This window comes from Mesorhizobium sp. WSM4807 (assembly GCF_055811615.1).
Genome location: NZ_JBVVQY010000030.1, coordinates 1 through 18,091, shown reverse-complemented (window position 1 = coordinate 18,091; position 18,091 = coordinate 1). Strand labels below are relative to the sequence as shown.

The window sequence follows — 18,091 nt, the reverse complement described above, 5'->3', positions numbered from 1 at the left end:
TTATTCTCTGGTTATCAACCTATCACACCGGATTTGACAAGGGCCTCAGTTTCGCTTTCCGAAAGGCCGAAGCGTGCCAGCACGGTCGCCGCCAGACAATGGTGATCGGCCGGCATGGCGGCAAGCGTCGGCCGGGAGCGCGAAAAGCGCGGCGCCGGGGCGGGGCGCTCAAGCGCACCCGACATTACAAAGGCGTTGCGAGCGCGATTGTGCGGATGATCCCTGGCTTCCCGCAACGACAGAACCGGTGCAACGCAAGCATCGGTCGCAGCAAAGAGACGGTCCCAGTCGTCCCGTGTCTTCTGCCCGACCCGATCGACAATGGCAGCGCGCATCTGCGGCCACAAATTCCTGTCGTATTGGCCGTGCACAAAACGCTTGTCGAGCGGCAGCAGTCTTGCGAATTCAGCGAAGAACCGGGGTTCAAGGCAGCCGACGGCGACGTGCCGTCTGTCCGCCGTCTCATAGGTATCGTAGAAGGGCGCGCCGGAATCGAGCAGGTTCGCGCCGCGCGTGTCACTCCACAGGCCCGCCGCCATCAAGGCGTGCACAGGTGTCGCCAGCATCGAAGCGCCCTCGATCATCGCGGCATCGATCACCTGGCCCTTGCCGGAGCGCGAACGCTCAAACAGGGCGGCCAGTGCGCCGGCAACCAGCATCACGGCGCCGCCGCCATAGTCGGCAACGAGGTTGAGCGGTGGGACTGGCCGGCTTCCTTCCTGGCCGATGGCGTGCAGCACACCCGAATAGGCGAGGTGGGTGATGTCGTGGCCGGCACGACCCGATAGCGGTCCGTCCTGGCCGAATCCCGTCATGCGGCCGTAGATCAGCGCCGGGTTGCGCGCCAATGCCGCGTCCGGCCCGAGGCCAAACCGCTCCATGACATCGGGACGAAACCCTTCAACCAGAATGTCGGCCTTTTCGCCAAGGCGCAGCACCAGTTCGGCGCCTTCCCAGCGACTTAGGTCAATCCGCAGGATGGAGCGGCCGTGACGGTCGAGGTCGTATTCATCCGGTAGCGACAGGAACGGCTGGGTCGACCCAATCCGCTCGATGCGCAGCACCTCGGCTCCCATCTCCGACAGCATCAGGCCGGCCAGCGGCACCGGTCCAATCCCGGCCATCTCGATCACCGTCAGACCGGCGAGCGGGCCGGTCTTCGCCTGCGGCGAGACTTCGGCACTCATGATCGGCTACTTCGGCGCCATGCGGATGGCGCCGTCAAGGCGGATGGTCTCGCCGTTGAGCATCTGGTTTTCGACTATGTGCAGCACAAGGGCCGCATATTCGGAAGGCTCGCCGAGACGGGACGGGAAGGGCACCGCGGCGCCCAGCGAATCCTGCACCTCTTGCGGCATGCCTGATATCATCGGCGTCTTGAAGATGCCGGGCGCGATGGTGCAGACGCGAATGCCCGACCGGGCAAGGTCGCGCGCAACCGGCAGCGTCATGCCGACGACGCCGCCCTTGGAGGCTGAATAGGCGGCCTGGCCGATTTGACCGTCATAGGCGGCGACCGATGCCGTGTTGACGATGATCCCGCGCTCGCCGCCCTCCAGCGGCTCAAGCTTCGCGGCCCGGTCGGCGACGAGGCGGATCATGTTGAAGGTGCCAATCAGATTGACCTCGATCACTTTGCGGTATTGGTCGAGCGGGTGCGGACCGTCCTTGCCGATCGTCTTCATACCGATGGCGATGCCGGCGCAATTGACCAGGATACGAGGTTCGCCGAGCTTTTTTGCCACTTCCGCGACGCAAGCAGCACCGCCGTCGGCGCTGCTTACGTCGCATTGGATGGCGATGCCGCCGATATCGGCCGCAATCTTCGCCGCATGCTCGATGCCGAGGTCGAGGATGGCAACGCCGGCGCCCTTCGCGGCCAGTGCACGCGCCGTCGCTTCGCCGAGGCCGGAGCCGCCGCCGGTGACGATCGCAATCTGGCCGTTCGGGTTCATGCCGGCGTCCTCCATCTAAAGCGCGTCGAATTGAAACGGACTCAATCGACGCGCTTTAGGTCATTGTTTTTATGCATGTCGTTATCCCAAAACCGCTGCGCACTTTGGGCGATATGCACTACAGCGCCGCGCGTCCTTCGGACGCGCAAAGGACGCTGTAGCACTTTATTTGCGCATGATCCTTTCCGAAAATCGATTCCGATTTTCGGGGTCATGCGCTGATCGGCCACATGCTACGAAGCCCGACGGGACGGCGCAACAGCATCCGGATGGTCACGCCATCGCGGCGACGTGCGCGGCAATTCTTGCCTGATCGGCGTGGCAAACCTCGCCCACCAGCCGTGCCATCGCGCCCGGCACGATCTCATGCGACAAAAGCCGGTCGAGATCGACCGGGCGCGGCATGGAGATTTGCCCACGCGGAATTCTCTTGAAGCCGAGCTGGCCGTAATAGGGCTCGTCGCCGACGAGCATCACGGCCGGCATGCCGGCCTTGGCGGCGGCTTCCAGTGCGATCGTCACCAGCCGGCGGCCGATGCCGAGATTCTTGAAGGCCGGCCGCACGGCAAGCGGTCCGAGCATAAGCGCACGGCCGGCGCCGGCCGCGATGCGCGTCATGCGCACCGAGGCAACAACGATGTCGTCATCGACGGCCACGAAGGACAAAGCGCGTTCATGCGGGCCGCCCTCGCGGATCCTGTAGGCGCCCAGCACAAAACGGCCCGGCCCGAAGGCTTCGTCGTTGATGGCTTCGATTTCGGGGTCATGCGCCGGATTTTCCGGCAGGTAATTCACGTCGGCAAGGCTCATGGTCTTTGCGTTCCGGTAGACGGGGAAAGGTTTGCTGCAAAACGGCAGCGTTCGCCAGTCAGCGCTTCATCAAGCGCGGGCGCCCTTTCGTCGTCGGTCGAACCGGATCAAGGCAAAGTCGAACATGCGGATTTTCCGCTAGCACCAATCTTCAGCCACTGCAATCGGCCGTTTTCGCCTGCCGCCCTTCGTTTGCCGCCCTGGCGATTGACGAACTGTTCAACGCCTGGCGGTTTCCGCATCGTCGGTATGTGCCTACATCCCCATGAAGACGAAAGGACATCGCATGGGATTGCTTGTCGACGGCAAATGGCAGGACCGCGGGTACGACACCAAGGGCAGCGACGGCGAGTTCGTGCGGGCGCAGTCGCAATGGCGCGACTGGGTCACGGTCGACGGCACGCCGGCCGAAGGCCGCAAGCGCGGCTTCAAGGCCGAACCTGGCCGCTACCATCTCTATGCCTCGCCTGCCTGTCCCTGGGCGCACCGGACGCTGATCTTTCGAGCGCTGAAGAAGCTCGAGGGCGTGATTTCGGTCTCAGTCGTCCATCATTTCATGGGCGCCAACGGCTGGACATTCCTGGCCGAGGACGGCGCCACCGGTGACACGCTCTACGGCCTCGATTTCCTGCATCAGATCTACACCAAGGCCGATCCCGCCTATTCCGGCCGCGTGACGGTGCCGGTTCTGTGGGACAGGCGAGAACAAACAATCGTCTCCAATGAGTCCTCCGAGATCATCCGGATGCTCAATTCAGCCTTCGACAAATGGGGCGACGCCAGCCTCGATTTCTATCCGCAGGCACTGCGCCGCGAAATCGACGCAGTCAATGCGCTGGTCTATCCCTCAGTCAACAACGGCGTCTATCGCGCCGGCTTCGCCACGACGCAAGCGGCCTATGAAAAGGCGTTTGGCGAACTGTTCTCGGCGCTCGATCAACTCGAGGATCGCCTGTCTCGCCAGCGTTATCTCGTCGGTGACCGCATCACCGAAGCCGATTGGCGGCTGTTCACCACGCTGGTTCGCTTCGATCCGGTCTATGTCGGCCATTTCAAGTGCAACCTCCGCCGCATCGCCGACTATCCGAACCTGTCGAACTATCTGCGCGACCTCTATCAGGTCCCAGGCGTCGCTGGCACGGTGAGCCTGCACCACATCAAGGCGCACTATTACGGCAGCCATGAAACGATCAACCCGACGCACATCGTGCCGGTCGGACCGGAACTGGACTACGCCGCGCCGCATGATCGGGCGCGGTTCAGGAAGGCGGCATGATCTACCAGTAGGGCGACGCCGCCTCGCCGCCAAAAATCTCGCCAATCCGTCGCAGTGTGCCCGGCGTCGTTCCTTCCGGCAGGCGGTCGAGCGGAAAGAAACCGGCTGCGGCGATCTCGCGGTCCGGCAGCTTCGGCGCCGTCTGATTGAACTGCTCGACCAAATAGAGGCCGACATGGTCGCGGCGGCTGGCCCGACGGTTGAAATGCATCGATTTCAGCAACGGCGGCGCGGTCAATGCAATATTGCCCTCCTCGGAGAGCTCGCGCGCCAGCGCCTCGAGCATCGTCTCGCCCAGCTCGACGCCACCGCCGGGAAGCTGCCAGCCCGGTATATAGGTGTGGCGAATGAGGAAGACGGAATTGGACGTGCGGTCGTGGATCAAGCCGCGCACCCCGAGCGTCATCGGCCGCCGCAGCACGAAATACAGATGAAACAGCCTTGCCCTGAGACCCGGCCAGCCGGCCTGGCGGAAAGCTTGCTCCGGATCGGGCCGCGTCATCACCCACGAAACCGTGGGTGGAAAGCAGCGCGCGCGTCGCTTATGAAGAGAGCATGTTCAGGCTCGCGCATATTTCCGATATCCATCTGGGACCGCTTCCCGGTGTAACCTATCGCGATCTCGCCTCCAAGCGCGTGGTCGGTTACGTCAACTGGCAGCGCAACCGCCGCCGCCACATGCGCGATGCCGTCATCGACACGATCGTCGCGGATATCAAGGCGAGCGCACCGGATCACCTTGCTGTCACCGGCGATCTGGTCAACCTGGCGCTCGATGGCGAGATCGAGATGGGCAAGCACTGGCTGGAGACGCTGGGTTCTCCCGATGATGTGTCGGTCGTTCCAGGAAACCACGACGCCTATGTGCCTGGCGCCTTCGACAAGGCCTGCCGGTCGTGGACGGCATGGATGACCGGCGACGGCGTCAATACGCCGATCGACCGCGACGCCTTTCCGTATCTGCGCGTGCGTGGCAACGTCGCGCTGATCGGTGTGACGACGGCGCGGGCCACGGCTCCGTTCATGGCCAACGGCTTCTTTCTGGAAGACCAGGCGGAAAGGCTGCGCGAAGTGCTCGATGCTACGGCCAAGCGCGGACTGTTCCGGGTGATCATGATCCACCATCCGCCAGTGCGCGGCGCCGTTTCGCAGCCCAAGCGGCTGTTCGGCATTGCCCGCTTCCACAAGGTCGTTCAGCGGCACGGGGCCGAGCTTGTGCTGCACGGCCATTCGCACGAGCCGACGCTGTTCTCCATCAACGGGCGCGGCGCCAAAATTCCAGTGGTCGGTGTCGCCGCCGCAGGGCAGGCGCCAGGCGGCCGGCGGCCGGCGGCGCAATATAATCTGTTGGAGATCGATGGCGAAAAAGACAATTGGCGGATCAGGCTGACGCGACGTGGCCTGACCGGGCCGGCCATCCCGCCTTCCGATCTGGAGATTCTGGAGCTTGGCGCGGACGCTATGGCCTGAAGCGCGTCGTGTTCGACCGGCCTCGCGCGACGCGCTTCAGGGCGTTGTTTTATACATGTCGTTATCGCAAAACCGCTGCGCACTTTTGCGCGACATGCATTAGAGCCTGTTCCATCCCGATAGAATCGGGATGGAGCTCTATCTTTTTTGTTTGACCATGATCTTTTCTGAAAACCGGATTCCACTTTTCGCTACGCGGACCTTCGGTTCAGGATCATGGTCCAAAGCTCAGTCCCATCGCAACAAGGCGGTCCCAGAACAACACGATCGATACAGCCAGCCCGACCAGGGCGCCTGCGGCGATCAGGCCGAGACCGGAGAGAAACGCCGACCAACGCTTGCCGCGCGGGACGGATCGCAGTGGCGGCTCGGCTTCCGGGACCAAGGCACGCTTCAGGCCGGCGACAGCCTGCTCGACCCCGCCTTCCATCATTCTCTGGCGTTCGACGACGCGCTCCGCGACGTAGCGCATCACCTGATCGGCAACCGGTTTCATCTCGGTTGATTCGGCGAGCACCACCCGGCCGATGCGCGTATCCCTGAGGAAGCGATAGGTGCGGCGGTCGCGTCCCATGGCGACATGGCTGACGGCGTCGATCCAGAGGCGCGGCTGCAGCCCGGACGAGACGGCGAAGTCGAAATTGTCCATGTCGGCGGGCACGTCGGCGAAGATGGGCGCGAGCTCGGCGGCAAGCAATTCCAGCCGCATGCGATGCGCCTCGCGCATGTCGATCACGACGTCGTCGCGGTCGGCGAAGGCGTTTTTCACATCGCGAATGGCGTCGGACAGTTTTCGCGACTGATCGATCTGGGTGATGTTCTCGCCTGCATCCTTCATCGGCGTTTGCCTCGCGGGTTTGGTTAACACCGAATTAACACAGCCGTCGGCAAAATGCAGCAAAATGCACTTGCGAGATCGATAGACGGCTTGCCGGACCAAATCCGGCCCGAATCCGCGCTTTGACAGGGACGGATCAGTTCGCCTCGGAGGCGGAGTTTGGACGAAGCGGCCTGGCGCGGCGTTTCATGTTGCGGCGGACGATCTCGGCGATCAGGCCGGGCGCTTCCTCGACCAGCATATGGCCGGCCTCCAACACGTGGTGCAGGTGGAAATGCGCCGGCAGTCCATCGGCCTGTGTGAAGGGCAGCACCGCGTCGCCTGTCCCCCAAACCACCATCACCGGCATGGTGAGCGTTTCGAGCCGTTCGCGCGGGATGACGCCCTGCCGATCACCCCTGGTCATGACAGCCGCGATCTCGACAAGTCTCTGCAACTGGCCGGGACGCGCACGCATTTCGCCAAGCACATCCACGATGCGCTCCGAGGGCAGGCTTTGCGGTCCGGACATGGCGGCGAGGCAGGCGCGAAGTTCGCTCTTGCCGGCAGCGGCGGCGTAACGGCGCAACAGCTGGCCGTTGATCTCAGTCCCAAATCCGCCCGGCGCCAGAAGCGTCAGCGACGCTATCCTTTCGGGCTCGGCCAATGCCATCAGCACTGCCGCCGCTCCGCCCATCGAGTGGCCGACGAGATGCACCCTCCTAATTCTGTGTGCGGCGAGGTTTGCAAGAACGGCCCGGGCGGCCGCCTTGGCCGGACCGCCACCCGGAAAATCGAGCGATAGCCCATGGCCCGGAAGGTCATAGGCCAGCGTCCGTGAACCAAGTGCCAGTGTCGAAATCACCTCGTGCCAGTCGTCGTGGCAACCGCCGAAGCCATGCAGGAAGACAACCGTCTTCGGACCGGCGCCCCGTTCGGCAGCGTAAAGGGATGAAATCATGCAATTTTATGGTTTTACCGCAAAATCAAACAGGATGCGAAATTCCAGATTGTGGCTGGATTGCGCCTTGTCCAAGCCGATGGCCAGTAAAATTTTCGCGATCAGCCGTGCCAATTTAGAAAGCTAGCTGGCATTGCCGAGCCCGGCGGCACGCAACGCTTCGACCAGCCGGTCGGTTAGATCGGCGGGGTATCTCCGCTCGACAAAGGTAGCGCGCGGATCGGCAGCGAATTTCGGAAATTTGACAGTCATCTCGTCCACGAGTTCATGCGCCAGTTGATTGCGGCCGGTTGCCTTCGCGCCGATCAGCCGCGCAGCCAGATAGTGCGATTTCGTCGGCGTCGCTTGCAGCGCATCGCTGGCAAGCGCGGCCTTATTCATATCGCCCGCCATGAACTGCCCGACGAAAAGCCCGTAGTCCCACCAGGTCGGATGCGCGCTGGAGGTTTCGGCGGCGTGAGCAAGGATCGGTGTTCCCTCCCTGTACCTGCCGACGAAAATCAGCCCATAGGCGTAAGCTGCCGCCATGCTGAGGTCGTAAGGGTTGAGTTCGTAGGCCTTGTGCATCCAGCGAATCGATTCCTCCGAATTGCCGAGGCGGGAATTGAGATAGCCATAGGCACGGTGCGCATAGGGGCTGGTCGGCCCCATCTGCACGGCGCGACGGGCATGCGACATCGCCTGTTCGATCGTTGCGCCGGCTGGATAGGCGTAGTGATCTGTGGCCGCCTCGACATGCAGGGTCGCCAGCTCCGAATAGACGAGCGACGATTTCGCATCCCGGTTGATCAGGTTTTCGAGACAGCGATAGGCAGCCTCATGGGTTTTCGCGCCCTGGTCGAGATAGTATTTGTCGTTGAGCAGCAGACATTCCGTCAGGCCGGTCTGAAGACCGCTCTGTTCGATATAGTTGTAGATCGTGCCAGAGGCGGGAACGGCCGAACTCAAAATGCCGGCGACACTGTCCTCGACGGCGGAGGGTGTGCTGTCGGCGGCAGTCAAGTTGCGTGACAGCAGGACCCGTCCGGTCGCCACGCTTTGAAGCTCCAGAGTGACATCGCCTGCCGTTGGTCCCGGCAAGACATCGAATACGAAGCTGACTGCATCGGTGACCGGATCGGGTGGGCCGTCGGCGTCCCGACCGATGAAATTGACCGTATCGAAGCCGCTGAGCCCGGCGCGCAGCGATGCCGCGACGCGGGCAGCCTCGGCACTGTTGGTTTTCACTGCAATGTAGACGAGCGGAAGGCTTTCAATCGGAGCCCATGGCGCAATGCTGCCGGTTGCCACCGCGTTTTCGATCGTCGACGCGGTATCGCTTCCCGCCAGCAATGCGCCGCTTCCCTGACGAAGGATCAGCACGCCCAGCATGGCGATGACCAGAGCGATCGCCAGCCAGAAGAACTGGAGATGGCGCAGCAGCGACGGTACCGGCTCGCGAACGACAGGGGACATCAACGATGCGGCACCTGCGGCCATGCCGGGTTCCTCGAGCGATCCCGACAAGGTGGCAGCCGCCTCGGTGTGTTCCTCCGGCTTCGGCTCGGCCGGCAGGCGGATCGCGTTGAGTTCGTAGGATGGAACATAGCCGCCACGCGGAATGGCGATGCGGATCGGCTCGGCAACACCCTCATTGGCGAAGTAATGCTGCAGAAGTTCGCGCAGCCTGCCCGCCTGCACCCGCACCACGGCGTCGGTCGACGGATCGAAATCGCCGTCCTTGCCGAAAACATCCATCGCGATGGAAAAGCCCTTGAGCTTGTCGGCTTCGCCTGCCTGCTCGCGTTCGACCAGGTAGCGAAGCAGCTTACGCGCTCGTTCGGATCTCCCGAACGTTTCGCTGGCTAGCAATCGCTCCAACGTCTCGCGCACTGCGGGGGCGGCAGGCGTGGCATGCTGCAAGTGTCGATCCTTTCGAAGTCGGCACAGGTTAAGACGCAATCATATAGGGCCTGCCCTGCCATACAAGCATGCAGCCATTATGCGATCGCGTACCCCACCGGATAATTTTCTGGTGGTTAACGGCGCGAAAGACCAGAGCAAGAAGTGGGTTCATCTTGCTCCAGCGCTGTTAGCTTTCGACAGCTTGTCTAGAGCGGTTCAGCTTTTTGATGGACCCGCCGAACCGCTCTAAGTATTTGTTTTTGCGCAATTCCGGACGGAAAACCGCTACGCACTTTTCCTGGAATTGCTCTAGTCGACCTTTCGGTCGACGATGCGGTTGGCGGCGGAAACCACGGCTTCCAGCGAAGCGGCCACGATGTTGGTGTTGATGCCGGCGCCGAACAGCTTGCCGCCGGGATGCTCCATCTCGACATAGGAGATGGCCGAGGCATTCGAGCCGCGCTGCATGGAGTGCTCCGAATAGTCGAGCACCGACATCGGCACGCCGACATGGCGCGACAGCGCGTCGACAAAGCCGTCGATCGGGCCGGTTCCGGATCCTGAAATCGTCACCTCCCTGCCCCTGTCCAGGATGACCGCCTCCACCGCACGCCGGCCCTTGGTCTCGAGGTCCGGATAGGTGTGGTGGTCAAAGAACTTCAGCCGCGCGCCGGGCTGATCGACATAGGTTTCGAGAAAGCGCTCGTAGATGCGCTTGGCCGGCACCTCCTTGCCTTCGGCGTCGGTGATCGCCTGGATCGCCTGACTGAACTCGATCTGCAGGTTGCGCGGCAGGTTGAGGCCGTAGTCCGCGTGCAGCACATAGGCGATGCCGCCCTTGCCGGACTGCGAGTTGATGCGGATGATCGCCTCGTAGTTGCGTCCGACATCGGCCGGGTCGATCGGCAGATAGGGCACTTCCCAGTACGGCGTGTTGGCCTTGCGCAACGCCTTCATGCCCTTGTTGATGGCATCCTGGTGCGAGCCGGAAAAGGCGGTGTAGACGAGCTCGCCGACATAGGGATGGCGCTCGGGGATCTTCAACTGGTTCGAATATTCATAGACGTCCTTCATCCGGTTGATGTCGGAGCAATCGAGCTCGGGATCGACGCCTTGCGTGTACATGTTGAGCGCCAGCGTGACGATGTCGACATTGCCGGTGCGCTCGCCATTGCCGAACAGCGTGCCTTCGACGCGGTCCGCGCCCGCCATCAGGCCGAGCTCGGTGGTGGCGACGCCGGTGCCGCGGTCGTTGTGCGGATGCAGCGAAATGAGCAGGTTCTCGCGGTTGTCGAGGTTGCGGCACATCCATTCGATGCGATCGGCATAGATGTTGGGTGTCGACATCTCGACCGTGGACGGCAGGTTGATGATCAGCTTGTTTTCCGCCGTCGGCTTCACGATTTCGGTGACGGCGTTGCAGATTTCCAGCGCCACTTCGAGCTCGGTGCCGGTAAAGCTCTCCGGCGAATATTCGAAACGATAACCGCCGCCGGCCTTCGCCGCCATGTCGGTGATCATCTTGGCAGCATCGGTGGCGATCCGCCTGATCCCGGCAACGTCCTTCTCGAAGACGACGCGGCGCTGCAATTCGCTGGTCGAATTGTAGAAATGCACGATCGGGTTGGCGGCGCCCTGCAGCGCCTCGAAGGTGCGGGTGATCAGTTCCGGCCGGCACTGCACCAGCACCTGCAGCGAGACATCGGCTGAGACATTGCCCTCTTCGATGCACCAGCGGGCGAAATCGAAATCGGTCTGCGAGGCCGACGGGAAGCCGATCTCGATCTCTTTGAAGCCCATGTCGAGGAGCAGGGCGAACATGCGCGCCTTGCGCTCGTGGCCCATCGGGTCGATCAGCGCCTGGTTGCCGTCGCGCAGGTCGACCGAGCACCAGATCGGCGCCTTGTCGATGACCTTCGAAGGCCAAATGCGATCGGTGAGACCCACCGTCGGGTAGGGTTGGTATTTCCGGGCTGCCTCAGGCATGCCCCGGGCTGCCTCCGGCATGCCCCGGGCATCCTTGCCCATCTCCCCGCTGTCTGCGCGGATCTCTTCTCGTGCGTTCATTGTCGTCTCTCCCGGCGGCTCGCGGGGTCCGCCTTCAGGCGGATTTGGTGCCGAGCGGCGCCTTTACCAGATGTTCATTCGCTTGATGTGACTTGCCAATTTTGAGACTGGCCAAGGAGCATGCGCGTGAGCGGCGGTTCGACCGCCGGGCGCTCCTTCAGCGAACCCGGCGATCGCCGATAAGGCCGAGAAGCAGCAGAGCGGAAGCAAGCGCGCGCACGGTCTCGCCAGCAAAGCCGGTCTGACGGGAAGCTACGGAGGTGGCGCGGTTGATCATGGCGGTTTTCATACAGGAGCGGCTAAGGAGAGGCAAGTGGGCTGCATGGCGGCGCTGTGCGCGCCCTTCCCCACACGCGGCAAATGCGCCAGACTGGGCTGTCGACTTGGTGACAATGCCGGGGGAGGCCGTCCATGAATTTCGTGTTCTTCTCGCCGCATTTTCCCGCCAACGGCGCCGACTTCTGCGATCGGCTGAGGAAGGCCGGTGCCACCGTGCTCGGCATCGGCGACGCGCCCTATGAAGCGCTGAACGGAAAACTGAAGACGGCGCTGTCGGAGTATTATCGCGTCGCCGACATGGAGGACTACGAGCCGGTGTTCCGGGCGATGGGCCATTTCATCCACAAATGGGGCCGCATCGACCGCTTCGAGTCGCTCAACGAGCATTGGCTGGAACTGGAAGCCAACATCCGTACCGACTTCAACATCTTTGGCACCAAACTCGATTTCGTGAAGAATTTGAAGCGCAAGAGCCGCATGCGCGCCTTCTTCCGCAAGAGCGGCGTCGAGACCATACCGCAGCGCAAATGCTCCGACCGGGCCGGCGCCATGACCTTCATCCGCCGCGTCGGCTATCCCGTGGTGGTGAAGCCGGACTCCGGCTCCGGCGCCTCGAACACCTTCAAGATTTCCAATACGAGGGAACTCGACCAATTTTTCAAGGACAAGCCGGAAGATGTCAGCTTCGTCATGGAGCAGTTCATCGAGGGGCTGGTGGTGACCTTCGACGGGCTGGTCAACCGCGACGGCGAAGTGGTGCTGGCGGCCAGCCACCGCTACGACCAGAGCGTCATGGAGGTGGTCAACCGTGATCGCCACATGAGCTACACCTGCTTTCCTGAGATCAGCCCGGCAGTCGAGGAGGCCGGCAGAAAGATCCTCAGGGCCTTCGACGTGCGCGAGCGCTTCTTCCATATCGAGCTGTTCGAGACCAAGGACGACCGCATCATCGCGCTTGAGGTCAACATGCGGCCACCCGGCGCCTGGATGACCGACGCCATCAACTATACGTTCGACATCGACGTCTATGCGGCGTGGGCCGAGATGGTGGTCAGGGATGCCGCTGGCGGGCCTTACAAGGGCAAGTACTTCACCGCTTATGCCAGCCGCAAACGGCGCCTCCACTATTTGCATAGCCATGCCGACGTGCTAGCCGCCCACGGCGACAAGATCGTCCACCATCAGGCCATCGAAGAGGTTTTCAGCCGCGCCATGGGACACTACGCCTATCAGATGCGTTCCAAAGACGCCCAAGCGCTGCGCCAGGCGGTCAATTACATCCACGCGGAAAAGGCGTGAGGCCGATGGATATTTCTTATCACAAGGGTTTTGCCCGCAACCTTGGCCGCGACATGGAATACAAGCGCTACGGCCATGCCGGGCGGCCGGTGGTGGTGTTCCCGACCTCGCAAGGACGGTTCTACCAGTTCGAGGATTCCGGCGGGGTCGCAGTGCTTTCGGAGTTTATCGACACTGGCCGCATCCAACTCTTCACCCTCGACGGCATCGATTCGGAATCCTTCTTCGCCAAGCATACCGACCCGGCCGACCGCATCGCTCGCCACGAGGCCTATTTCCGCTATGTGCGCGAAGAGGCGATGCCGGAAGTTCTCTCTACAGCGACCGAGGCCAATGGCGGGCGCACGCTGAAGCCGTTGTTTTCAGGCTGTTCGATGGGCGGCTATCATGCGTCGAACTTCGTCTTCCGATTTCCGGAACTGGGCAGCGGCGTGATTGCGCTGTCGGGGGTCTATTCGACCCGCGACTTCTTCGGAGAGGCGCTCGACGGCAACATCTTCTTCAACTCACCGCTCGACTATCTGCCTGGCATCGTCGACCAGAAACTGCTCGGCCGGCTGAAGGCGCTGAGGCTGATCTTCTGTTGCGGGCAGGGGGCATGGGAAGAACGGATGCTGGTCGAGACACGGGCGCTGGAACAGGTGCTGCGCGAAAAGTCCATTCCCGCCTGGGTCGACTATTGGGGAGGCGATGTCAGCCATGACTGGCCATGGTGGCACAAGCAACTGGTCTATTTCTTCGCCCGCTGGCTGGATGATGACCTGATGCACAGGCTGGATTGATGAGATGACCCCGCCCGATCCCATCCGACGCTTCGTCGAGGCCACCAATGAAGGTGACACTGCGACGTTTCTCGACACGTTCACGGCGGATGCATTGCTGAGCGACTGGGGCCGCACCTTCAAGGGCGCGCAGAGATCGCGCGCTGGAACCAGTCGGACAATATCGGCATGCAGTCCCATCTCAGCATTGTCTGCGTCGCAGCTGTGGACGGCACCTATGAGGTTCGCATTGCCGTGAAGGGCAATGGCTTCAACGGTGAGGGCGACATGACCTTCACGCTGGACGGCGATCTCATCTCCAGCCTGGTGATTGCGTGACTGTCCGCACCGTAACGGTGCGGCGGAACACATCTGCGCGAGCGGGTCATTCCTTCACGCTTCTTGCCACCAGCCGCGCCACGCTCGGCCCGACCAGCAGAACGACCAGGAAGCGGGCCGACTGCAGCGCCATGACGAAGGAGATGTCGACGTGCTGTGCGGCGGCGGCGATGATGGCGACGCTATCCATGCCGCCGGGGCTGGTCGCCAGATAGGCGGTCAGCGGATCGATGCCGAGCACATGGCTGATCATGAAGCCGAGACCGCCGCAGAAGGCGATGAGGATGATGATCGAACCGACGATCTGCGGCAGCGCCCGCGTCGCGTGCCGCAGAATTGCCCTGGTGAAATTCAGGCCGATGGTCCAGCCGATCATCGTATAGCCGAGGGCAAGCAGCCAGGGCGGCAACTGCATCGGCACGCCTAGTCCGAGATGCACCGCAGTGCCGAACACGAAGGTGCCGAGGAAGAAGGGTGACGGCAGCCTGACCAGCTTTCCGATGAGGCTGCCGACGAGCGCCACGCCAAGTGTCGCGGCAAAGGCTATTGGATCGATCGGCGGGAACCAGATGACGGCCGGGACCTCGATGCCTGACGTGTCGACCCACATCTTTGCGACAAGCGCCGCAGTCATCGAGACGAAGATGACGCGCAGATATTGCATGAAGGCGACGAGGCGCTGGTCGGCGCCGAAGGCGCCTGCCATCAACACCATGGCGGTGGCCGCGCCCGGCGATGAGCCCCAGACTGCGGTGGTGCCGGGCAGGATACGCCAGCGGCTGATCAGCCAGCCGAGCAGGCTTGACGCAGCAACGGTCGCCACCACGGTGCCGAGGAACAGCGGCCATTCCCTGTAGAAGACCGGAAAGATGTCCGCAGAGATCGAAGCGGCGACAAGGCAGCCGACGATCGCCTGGGCGGCGCCGAACAAAGGGCGCGGCACGCGCACCGTGGCGCCGTTGGTGCCGGCCAGAATCGCCGCCAGCATCGGCCCGATCAGCAGCGCCGCCGGCAAGGCGGCGAATTCCAGCGCGCCGGCAAACAGGATCGAGAAGATCAGGAGGGCCAGCCACTGCCAGGCTTTGGGTATCCGCGCCATGCGTTCGACGGTCGGCTGGTCTGGCAGGGAATCCATTTTTCGGTCTTAGACCCGAAGAGGGGAGATGCGAACCCCGCGGCGGCGAAAAATGCGTCCGCTCAGGCGTCAGTCGGTTTTAGCGGTGGGCAGGCCGAAGCCGCCTACGGGCTGGGTCTCGACCTGGAATTCGAAGCCGGCGATGATCGGCCGCGCTTTGGCGATCGCCGCCTGGACTTCCGGCAGTTGCAGCGAAGCCTTGTGGCTTGCCTGGTCGGTCCACACCTCGGTCACCCAGATCGCGTCGGCATCGGCCGGGTCAGTGGCGATGATGTAGCTCAGGCAGCCAGGCATGGCGCCGGTGCTGGCAAGCAGGACATCCATCATTGCGTCGCGCTGGCCGCGCGTCGCCCGCATCTTGCCGATCAGACCGTACATTGCCGTTTTCTCCGTTGGCTTCCGCGACAAGTATGCAGGTCGCCGCTCACGGCATCAACTGGCCACCATTCACCTCGATCACCTGACCGGTGATGTAACCACTCAACAGAGCGGACGAGAGGAACAGATAGGCGCCGACGCAGTCCTCGGGCGTGCCGGCGCGGCCCTGAGGAATGGTGGCCACCATGCTCTTCATCTGCTCCTCGGTGGAATAGCGCTCATGGAAAGGCGTCGCGATGGTGCCCGGCGCCACCGCGTTGACGCGGATGTTGAAACCGATCAGTTCCTTGGCCATGCCGCGGGTCACATTGGAGACGAAGGCCTTGGCCGAGCCATAAAGGCCGGCGCCGCCGCCGGCGCCATTGCGTGCAGCGATCGACGAGGTGTTGACGATGAAGCCGCCCTGGCGCTTCAGCCATGGCATCGCCTTGCGCGATGCGGTCAGCACGGAGCGGGCGTTGAGGTCCATCACCGCGTCGTAATGCGCCTCGGTCAGTTCGGCATAGGGCACGCGCCCAAGCATGCTGCCGGCATTGTTGACGAGACCGTCGAGCCGGCCGAAATGTTGCGCGCTGTCTTCGACGACGCGCTCGACATCGGCGGGGATCGAGAAATCGCCCTGGATCAGGAATACCTCGCCGCCGCCGTTGCGGATGGTCCCGGCCAGGTTTTCAGCAGCCGCCCGACTTGAATTGTAATGCAGCGCGACGCGGCATTTCTGCGCGGCGTAGGCCAGTGCAAGTGCCGCCCCGATGCCGGTCGAAGCGCCGGTGATCAGCACCGCCTTGCCGGCGAGGTCGGGGATGACCAAAGTGGGGGTGAGAAGGGCGGTTGTGGTGGCTGGCACGTCTATTCCTCCGGGACTCTCCCACTCTTCGTAGGGCCTCGCCGCCCTCATGTTCAAGTCAGTAGAGGTTCAGGGCCGCAAATAGGCGTAGCCCTGGCGCTGCAATTCGGCGAGCTTGACGACGCCGCCGGTCTCGGCGGCATGGAAGCCATCGAGGAGATCGGTGAGCGCAACATCCATACCGTGCATGGTGTTGGCGCAAGCATGCGGGGTCAGCCCGTCGCGGACCAGGCCGGAAAAACGGCTGGAAATGGCAGCCGACGCGCTCTTCGACTTGAAGGCGGCGAGGGCCGGTCCATGCACGACCAGCACGATGTCGACCTTGCCGCCGGTGCCCTCATAGTGGTTCTTGATATTGCCCAAAACGAAGCCGACCTTGTCGAGATCACTGAGGTGATAGGCGACCTTCTGCCTTTCTTCCACGGCCGCCGCCTTCACCTGGCGCAGCCCGAAGAGGCCAGCGGCCCCGGCAAAGCCCACACGGAAAATATCGCGGCGTCGCATCATGTCGTTCTCCAGTATGTCCTCGCAAATTGCGTGGCTTCGGCCTCGATCCTAGCATAAATTGAAGTCACGTCCTGTCGGGCGAGGAGGGGCAGATGACATCGAAGACCATTGTGGGCGCCGGACTTGGTGGCGCCTTGCTTGCCGCTGTTGCCGGCACGGCCCTTGCCGACGATACGCCTAAGCTCACCGAACTCAGCCAGGACGGCAAGGATGCCTGTTTCGGGCGTGTCTATGATGCCGCGCATCTCAAGATACATCCGAACCAGAAGGTGGGACGGATTTTCTTCTACTATGGCAGCGATCCGGTCAGTCACCCGAACGAGGAGCCGAGCAGCGCTCCGTCCGGCTACAACGGCTTCATGGCGACGACGGTGCGCGGCGCCAAGAAGCCCGAATGGGTCGGCGGTTGGTGCGGCAAGGATGATCCGCAATCGGGCGAGATTCATTGCGGCATGGAATGCGACCGCACCATGGCCCTACTGAACGTCGATGAAAAAGGCCGGCTGATCGTCTCCGGCGTGCATCGCAACCTTTATCTCGATGCCGGCGCCGAGGAAGAGCTGGGCGAAAAGGAGTTTACCAAGCAGGCACTCGGCACAGAAGACGACGGCTTTCGGCTCGACCGCATGCCGGCGCAGACCTGCAAGGCCGAATTCGCGCGCATCGATCCGGTCGATCCGTCGCTGGGAGCACCGCTGCGTGAGCGGCTGAAACCGGACCAGCCGTTCTGCTACGGGCGCGACTACGATGCCGCGCATCTCGGCTCGCATCCCGATCAGCTTACCCACACCATCCGGGTTTTCCGGGGCCCGATCGAGCTGGCCTCCTTCGCCAAGGACGGCGATCCCACGAACTGGCCGAGCGGTGCTGATATAGCTGTTTCCGTCACCACGCGCCACAAGCCCGCCGAGGTCACGCAGAGCTACAGTTGTGAAGGTGAAGCGGACCAGTGGCACTGTGTGGCGAGCGGAAAGACGAGCGACTTTTCCTGCGACATCTCGGCCAAGGAGATTTTTCTGCGTCGCGGCGCCAACGCCACGATGATGCTGGCCAACCCCAACAGCAGCCTGCCGATCATCGACCTGTGCTCGAAGGCGGCAGAAGGCGAGACCGCATCCGACGACAAGGTCTACCGGCTTGAGCCGATGCCGCAGTCTGCCTGCGCGCCTTGATCGGATCCGGATCCTCGGTTCGGAAATTGGCGGCTGCAGCGATCCTTCCCACCCCCCCCGGGGGGGGGGGGGGGGGGGGGGGGGGGGGGGGGGGGGGGGGGGGGGGGGGGGGGGGGGGGGGGGGGGGGGGGGGG

The 18,091-nt window shown here is 62.9% G+C and carries 18 protein-coding genes; 6 read left to right on the top strand and 12 right to left on the bottom strand.

What is annotated here, in order from left to right; genetic code table 11:
* Nucleotides 1–14: 14 nt before the first annotated feature.
* From AC0L3N_RS27865 to AC0L3N_RS27855, 3 genes are all read right to left on the bottom strand, one after another.
* Nucleotides 15–1,187 (bottom strand): CaiB/BaiF CoA transferase family protein, encoded by a 1,173-nt coding sequence (locus AC0L3N_RS27865; protein ID WP_473550712.1) that lies wholly within the window; start codon nt 1,185–1,187, stop codon nt 15–17.
* 6 nt (nt 1,188–1,193) lie between these two features.
* The gene (locus AC0L3N_RS27860; RefSeq protein ID WP_473486846.1) at nt 1,194–1,955 is read right to left on the bottom strand and encodes a 3-hydroxyacyl-CoA dehydrogenase; all 762 of its coding nucleotides are present in this window, start codon (nt 1,953–1,955) and stop codon (nt 1,194–1,196) included.
* A 273-nt stretch (nt 1,956–2,228) separates the two neighbouring features.
* Complete coding sequence (locus AC0L3N_RS27855; RefSeq protein WP_473550710.1) at nt 2,229–2,765, bottom strand: GNAT family N-acetyltransferase; 537 nt, start codon at nt 2,763–2,765, stop codon at nt 2,229–2,231.
* A gap of 286 nt (nt 2,766–3,051) precedes the next feature.
* On the opposite strand from AC0L3N_RS27855, the gene AC0L3N_RS27850 reads away from it, so the two are divergent.
* A complete protein-coding gene (locus tag AC0L3N_RS27850; RefSeq protein WP_473550709.1) occupies nt 3,052–4,041 on the top strand; it encodes a glutathione S-transferase family protein in 990 nt (329 codons plus the stop codon).
* 1 nt (nt 4,042) lies between these two features.
* On the opposite strand, the gene AC0L3N_RS27845 is transcribed toward AC0L3N_RS27850, so the two are convergent.
* Complete coding sequence (locus AC0L3N_RS27845; RefSeq protein ID WP_123149346.1) at nt 4,043–4,543, bottom strand: NUDIX domain-containing protein; 501 nt, start codon at nt 4,541–4,543, stop codon at nt 4,043–4,045.
* 53 nt (nt 4,544–4,596) lie between these two features.
* Here AC0L3N_RS27845 and AC0L3N_RS27840 point away from each other — a divergent pair, with 53 nt between their 5' ends.
* The gene (locus tag AC0L3N_RS27840; protein ID WP_123149405.1) at nt 4,597–5,511 is read left to right on the top strand and encodes a metallophosphoesterase family protein; all 915 of its coding nucleotides are present in this window, start codon (nt 4,597–4,599) and stop codon (nt 5,509–5,511) included.
* 214 nt (nt 5,512–5,725) lie between these two features.
* Here the strand turns inward: AC0L3N_RS27840 and AC0L3N_RS27835 are convergent, their stop codons facing one another.
* From AC0L3N_RS27835 to leuA, 4 genes are all read right to left on the bottom strand, one after another.
* Nucleotides 5,726–6,349 (bottom strand): hypothetical protein, encoded by a 624-nt coding sequence (locus tag AC0L3N_RS27835; protein ID WP_123149347.1) that lies wholly within the window; start codon nt 6,347–6,349, stop codon nt 5,726–5,728.
* A 136-nt stretch (nt 6,350–6,485) separates the two neighbouring features.
* Complete coding sequence (locus AC0L3N_RS27830) at nt 6,486–7,289, bottom strand: alpha/beta fold hydrolase (protein WP_473550708.1); 804 nt, start codon at nt 7,287–7,289, stop codon at nt 6,486–6,488.
* Between the two features lie 123 nt (nt 7,290–7,412).
* Nucleotides 7,413–9,191 (bottom strand): tetratricopeptide repeat protein, encoded by a 1,779-nt coding sequence (locus AC0L3N_RS27825; RefSeq protein WP_473550706.1) that lies wholly within the window; start codon nt 9,189–9,191, stop codon nt 7,413–7,415.
* Between the two features lie 291 nt (nt 9,192–9,482).
* Entirely contained in the window at nt 9,483–11,201 is a 1,719-nt protein-coding gene (gene leuA / locus AC0L3N_RS27820; RefSeq protein WP_473550757.1) for a 2-isopropylmalate synthase, read from the bottom strand.
* A gap of 450 nt (nt 11,202–11,651) precedes the next feature.
* Between leuA and AC0L3N_RS27815 the strand changes: the two genes are divergently transcribed.
* The 3 genes from AC0L3N_RS27815 (at nt 11,652) to AC0L3N_RS27805 (ending at nt 13,918) form a co-directional block, all read left to right on the top strand.
* Nucleotides 11,652–12,818 carry an ATP-grasp domain-containing protein gene (locus AC0L3N_RS27815; protein WP_473550705.1) on the top strand — a complete coding sequence of 389 codons (1,167 nt, stop codon included), beginning with the start codon at nt 11,652–11,654 and terminating at the stop codon, nt 12,816–12,818.
* A gap of 5 nt (nt 12,819–12,823) precedes the next feature.
* A complete protein-coding gene (locus AC0L3N_RS27810; RefSeq protein ID WP_123149352.1) occupies nt 12,824–13,600 on the top strand; it encodes an esterase family protein in 777 nt (258 codons plus the stop codon).
* Between the two features lie 168 nt (nt 13,601–13,768).
* Nucleotides 13,769–13,918 (top strand): hypothetical protein, encoded by a 150-nt coding sequence (locus AC0L3N_RS27805; RefSeq protein WP_473550703.1) that lies wholly within the window; start codon nt 13,769–13,771, stop codon nt 13,916–13,918.
* Between the two features lie 46 nt (nt 13,919–13,964).
* Here AC0L3N_RS27805 and AC0L3N_RS27800 read toward each other — a convergent pair whose 3' ends face one another.
* The 4 genes from AC0L3N_RS27800 to AC0L3N_RS27785 form a co-directional block, all read right to left on the bottom strand.
* On the bottom strand, nt 13,965–15,053 hold the full coding sequence (locus AC0L3N_RS27800; RefSeq protein WP_123149354.1) for an AbrB family transcriptional regulator: 1,089 nt from the start codon (nt 15,051–15,053) through the stop codon (nt 13,965–13,967).
* Nucleotides 15,054–15,122: 69 nt separating this feature from the next.
* Nucleotides 15,123–15,431, bottom strand: a complete 309-nt coding sequence (locus tag AC0L3N_RS27795) for a putative quinol monooxygenase (protein WP_123149355.1) — start codon at nt 15,429–15,431, stop codon at nt 15,123–15,125.
* 46 nt (nt 15,432–15,477) lie between these two features.
* Entirely contained in the window at nt 15,478–16,278 is an 801-nt protein-coding gene (locus tag AC0L3N_RS27790) for an SDR family NAD(P)-dependent oxidoreductase (RefSeq protein WP_473550702.1), read from the bottom strand.
* A gap of 69 nt (nt 16,279–16,347) precedes the next feature.
* On the bottom strand, nt 16,348–16,782 hold the full coding sequence (locus tag AC0L3N_RS27785) for a DsrE family protein (protein WP_473486879.1): 435 nt from the start codon (nt 16,780–16,782) through the stop codon (nt 16,348–16,350).
* Between the two features lie 95 nt (nt 16,783–16,877).
* Here AC0L3N_RS27785 and AC0L3N_RS27780 point away from each other — a divergent pair, with 95 nt between their 5' ends.
* Complete coding sequence (locus AC0L3N_RS27780; protein ID WP_473550700.1) at nt 16,878–17,957, top strand: hypothetical protein; 1,080 nt, start codon at nt 16,878–16,880, stop codon at nt 17,955–17,957.
* Nucleotides 17,958–18,091 lie beyond the last annotated feature (134 nt).

Coding starts and splice junctions, on each gene's coding strand:
- AC0L3N_RS27865 (WP_473550712.1), bottom strand. CDS start 1,187: ATGAGTGCCGAAGTCTCGCCGCAGGCGAAGACCGGCCCGCTCGCCGGT.
- AC0L3N_RS27860 (WP_473486846.1), bottom strand. CDS start 1,955: ATGAACCCGAACGGCCAGATTGCGATCGTCACCGGCGGCGGCTCCGGC.
- AC0L3N_RS27855 (WP_473550710.1), bottom strand. CDS start 2,765: ATGAGCCTTGCCGACGTGAATTACCTGCCGGAAAATCCGGCGCATGAC.
- AC0L3N_RS27850 (WP_473550709.1), top strand. CDS start 3,052: ATGGGATTGCTTGTCGACGGCAAATGGCAGGACCGCGGGTACGACACC.
- AC0L3N_RS27845 (WP_123149346.1), bottom strand. CDS start 4,543: ATGACGCGGCCCGATCCGGAGCAAGCTTTCCGCCAGGCCGGCTGGCCG.
- AC0L3N_RS27840 (WP_123149405.1), top strand. CDS start 4,597: ATGTTCAGGCTCGCGCATATTTCCGATATCCATCTGGGACCGCTTCCC.
- AC0L3N_RS27835 (WP_123149347.1), bottom strand. CDS start 6,349: ATGAAGGATGCAGGCGAGAACATCACCCAGATCGATCAGTCGCGAAAA.
- AC0L3N_RS27830 (WP_473550708.1), bottom strand. CDS start 7,289: ATGATTTCATCCCTTTACGCTGCCGAACGGGGCGCCGGTCCGAAGACG.
- leuA (WP_473550757.1), bottom strand. CDS start 11,201: ATGGGCAAGGATGCCCGGGGCATGCCGGAGGCAGCCCGGGGCATGCCT.
- AC0L3N_RS27815 (WP_473550705.1), top strand. CDS start 11,652: ATGAATTTCGTGTTCTTCTCGCCGCATTTTCCCGCCAACGGCGCCGAC.
- AC0L3N_RS27810 (WP_123149352.1), top strand. CDS start 12,824: ATGGATATTTCTTATCACAAGGGTTTTGCCCGCAACCTTGGCCGCGAC.
- AC0L3N_RS27805 (WP_473550703.1), top strand. CDS start 13,769: ATGCAGTCCCATCTCAGCATTGTCTGCGTCGCAGCTGTGGACGGCACC.
- AC0L3N_RS27800 (WP_123149354.1), bottom strand. CDS start 15,053: ATGGATTCCCTGCCAGACCAGCCGACCGTCGAACGCATGGCGCGGATA.
- AC0L3N_RS27795 (WP_123149355.1), bottom strand. CDS start 15,431: ATGTACGGTCTGATCGGCAAGATGCGGGCGACGCGCGGCCAGCGCGAC.
- AC0L3N_RS27785 (WP_473486879.1), bottom strand. CDS start 16,782: ATGCGACGCCGCGATATTTTCCGTGTGGGCTTTGCCGGGGCCGCTGGC.
- AC0L3N_RS27780 (WP_473550700.1), top strand. CDS start 16,878: ATGACATCGAAGACCATTGTGGGCGCCGGACTTGGTGGCGCCTTGCTT.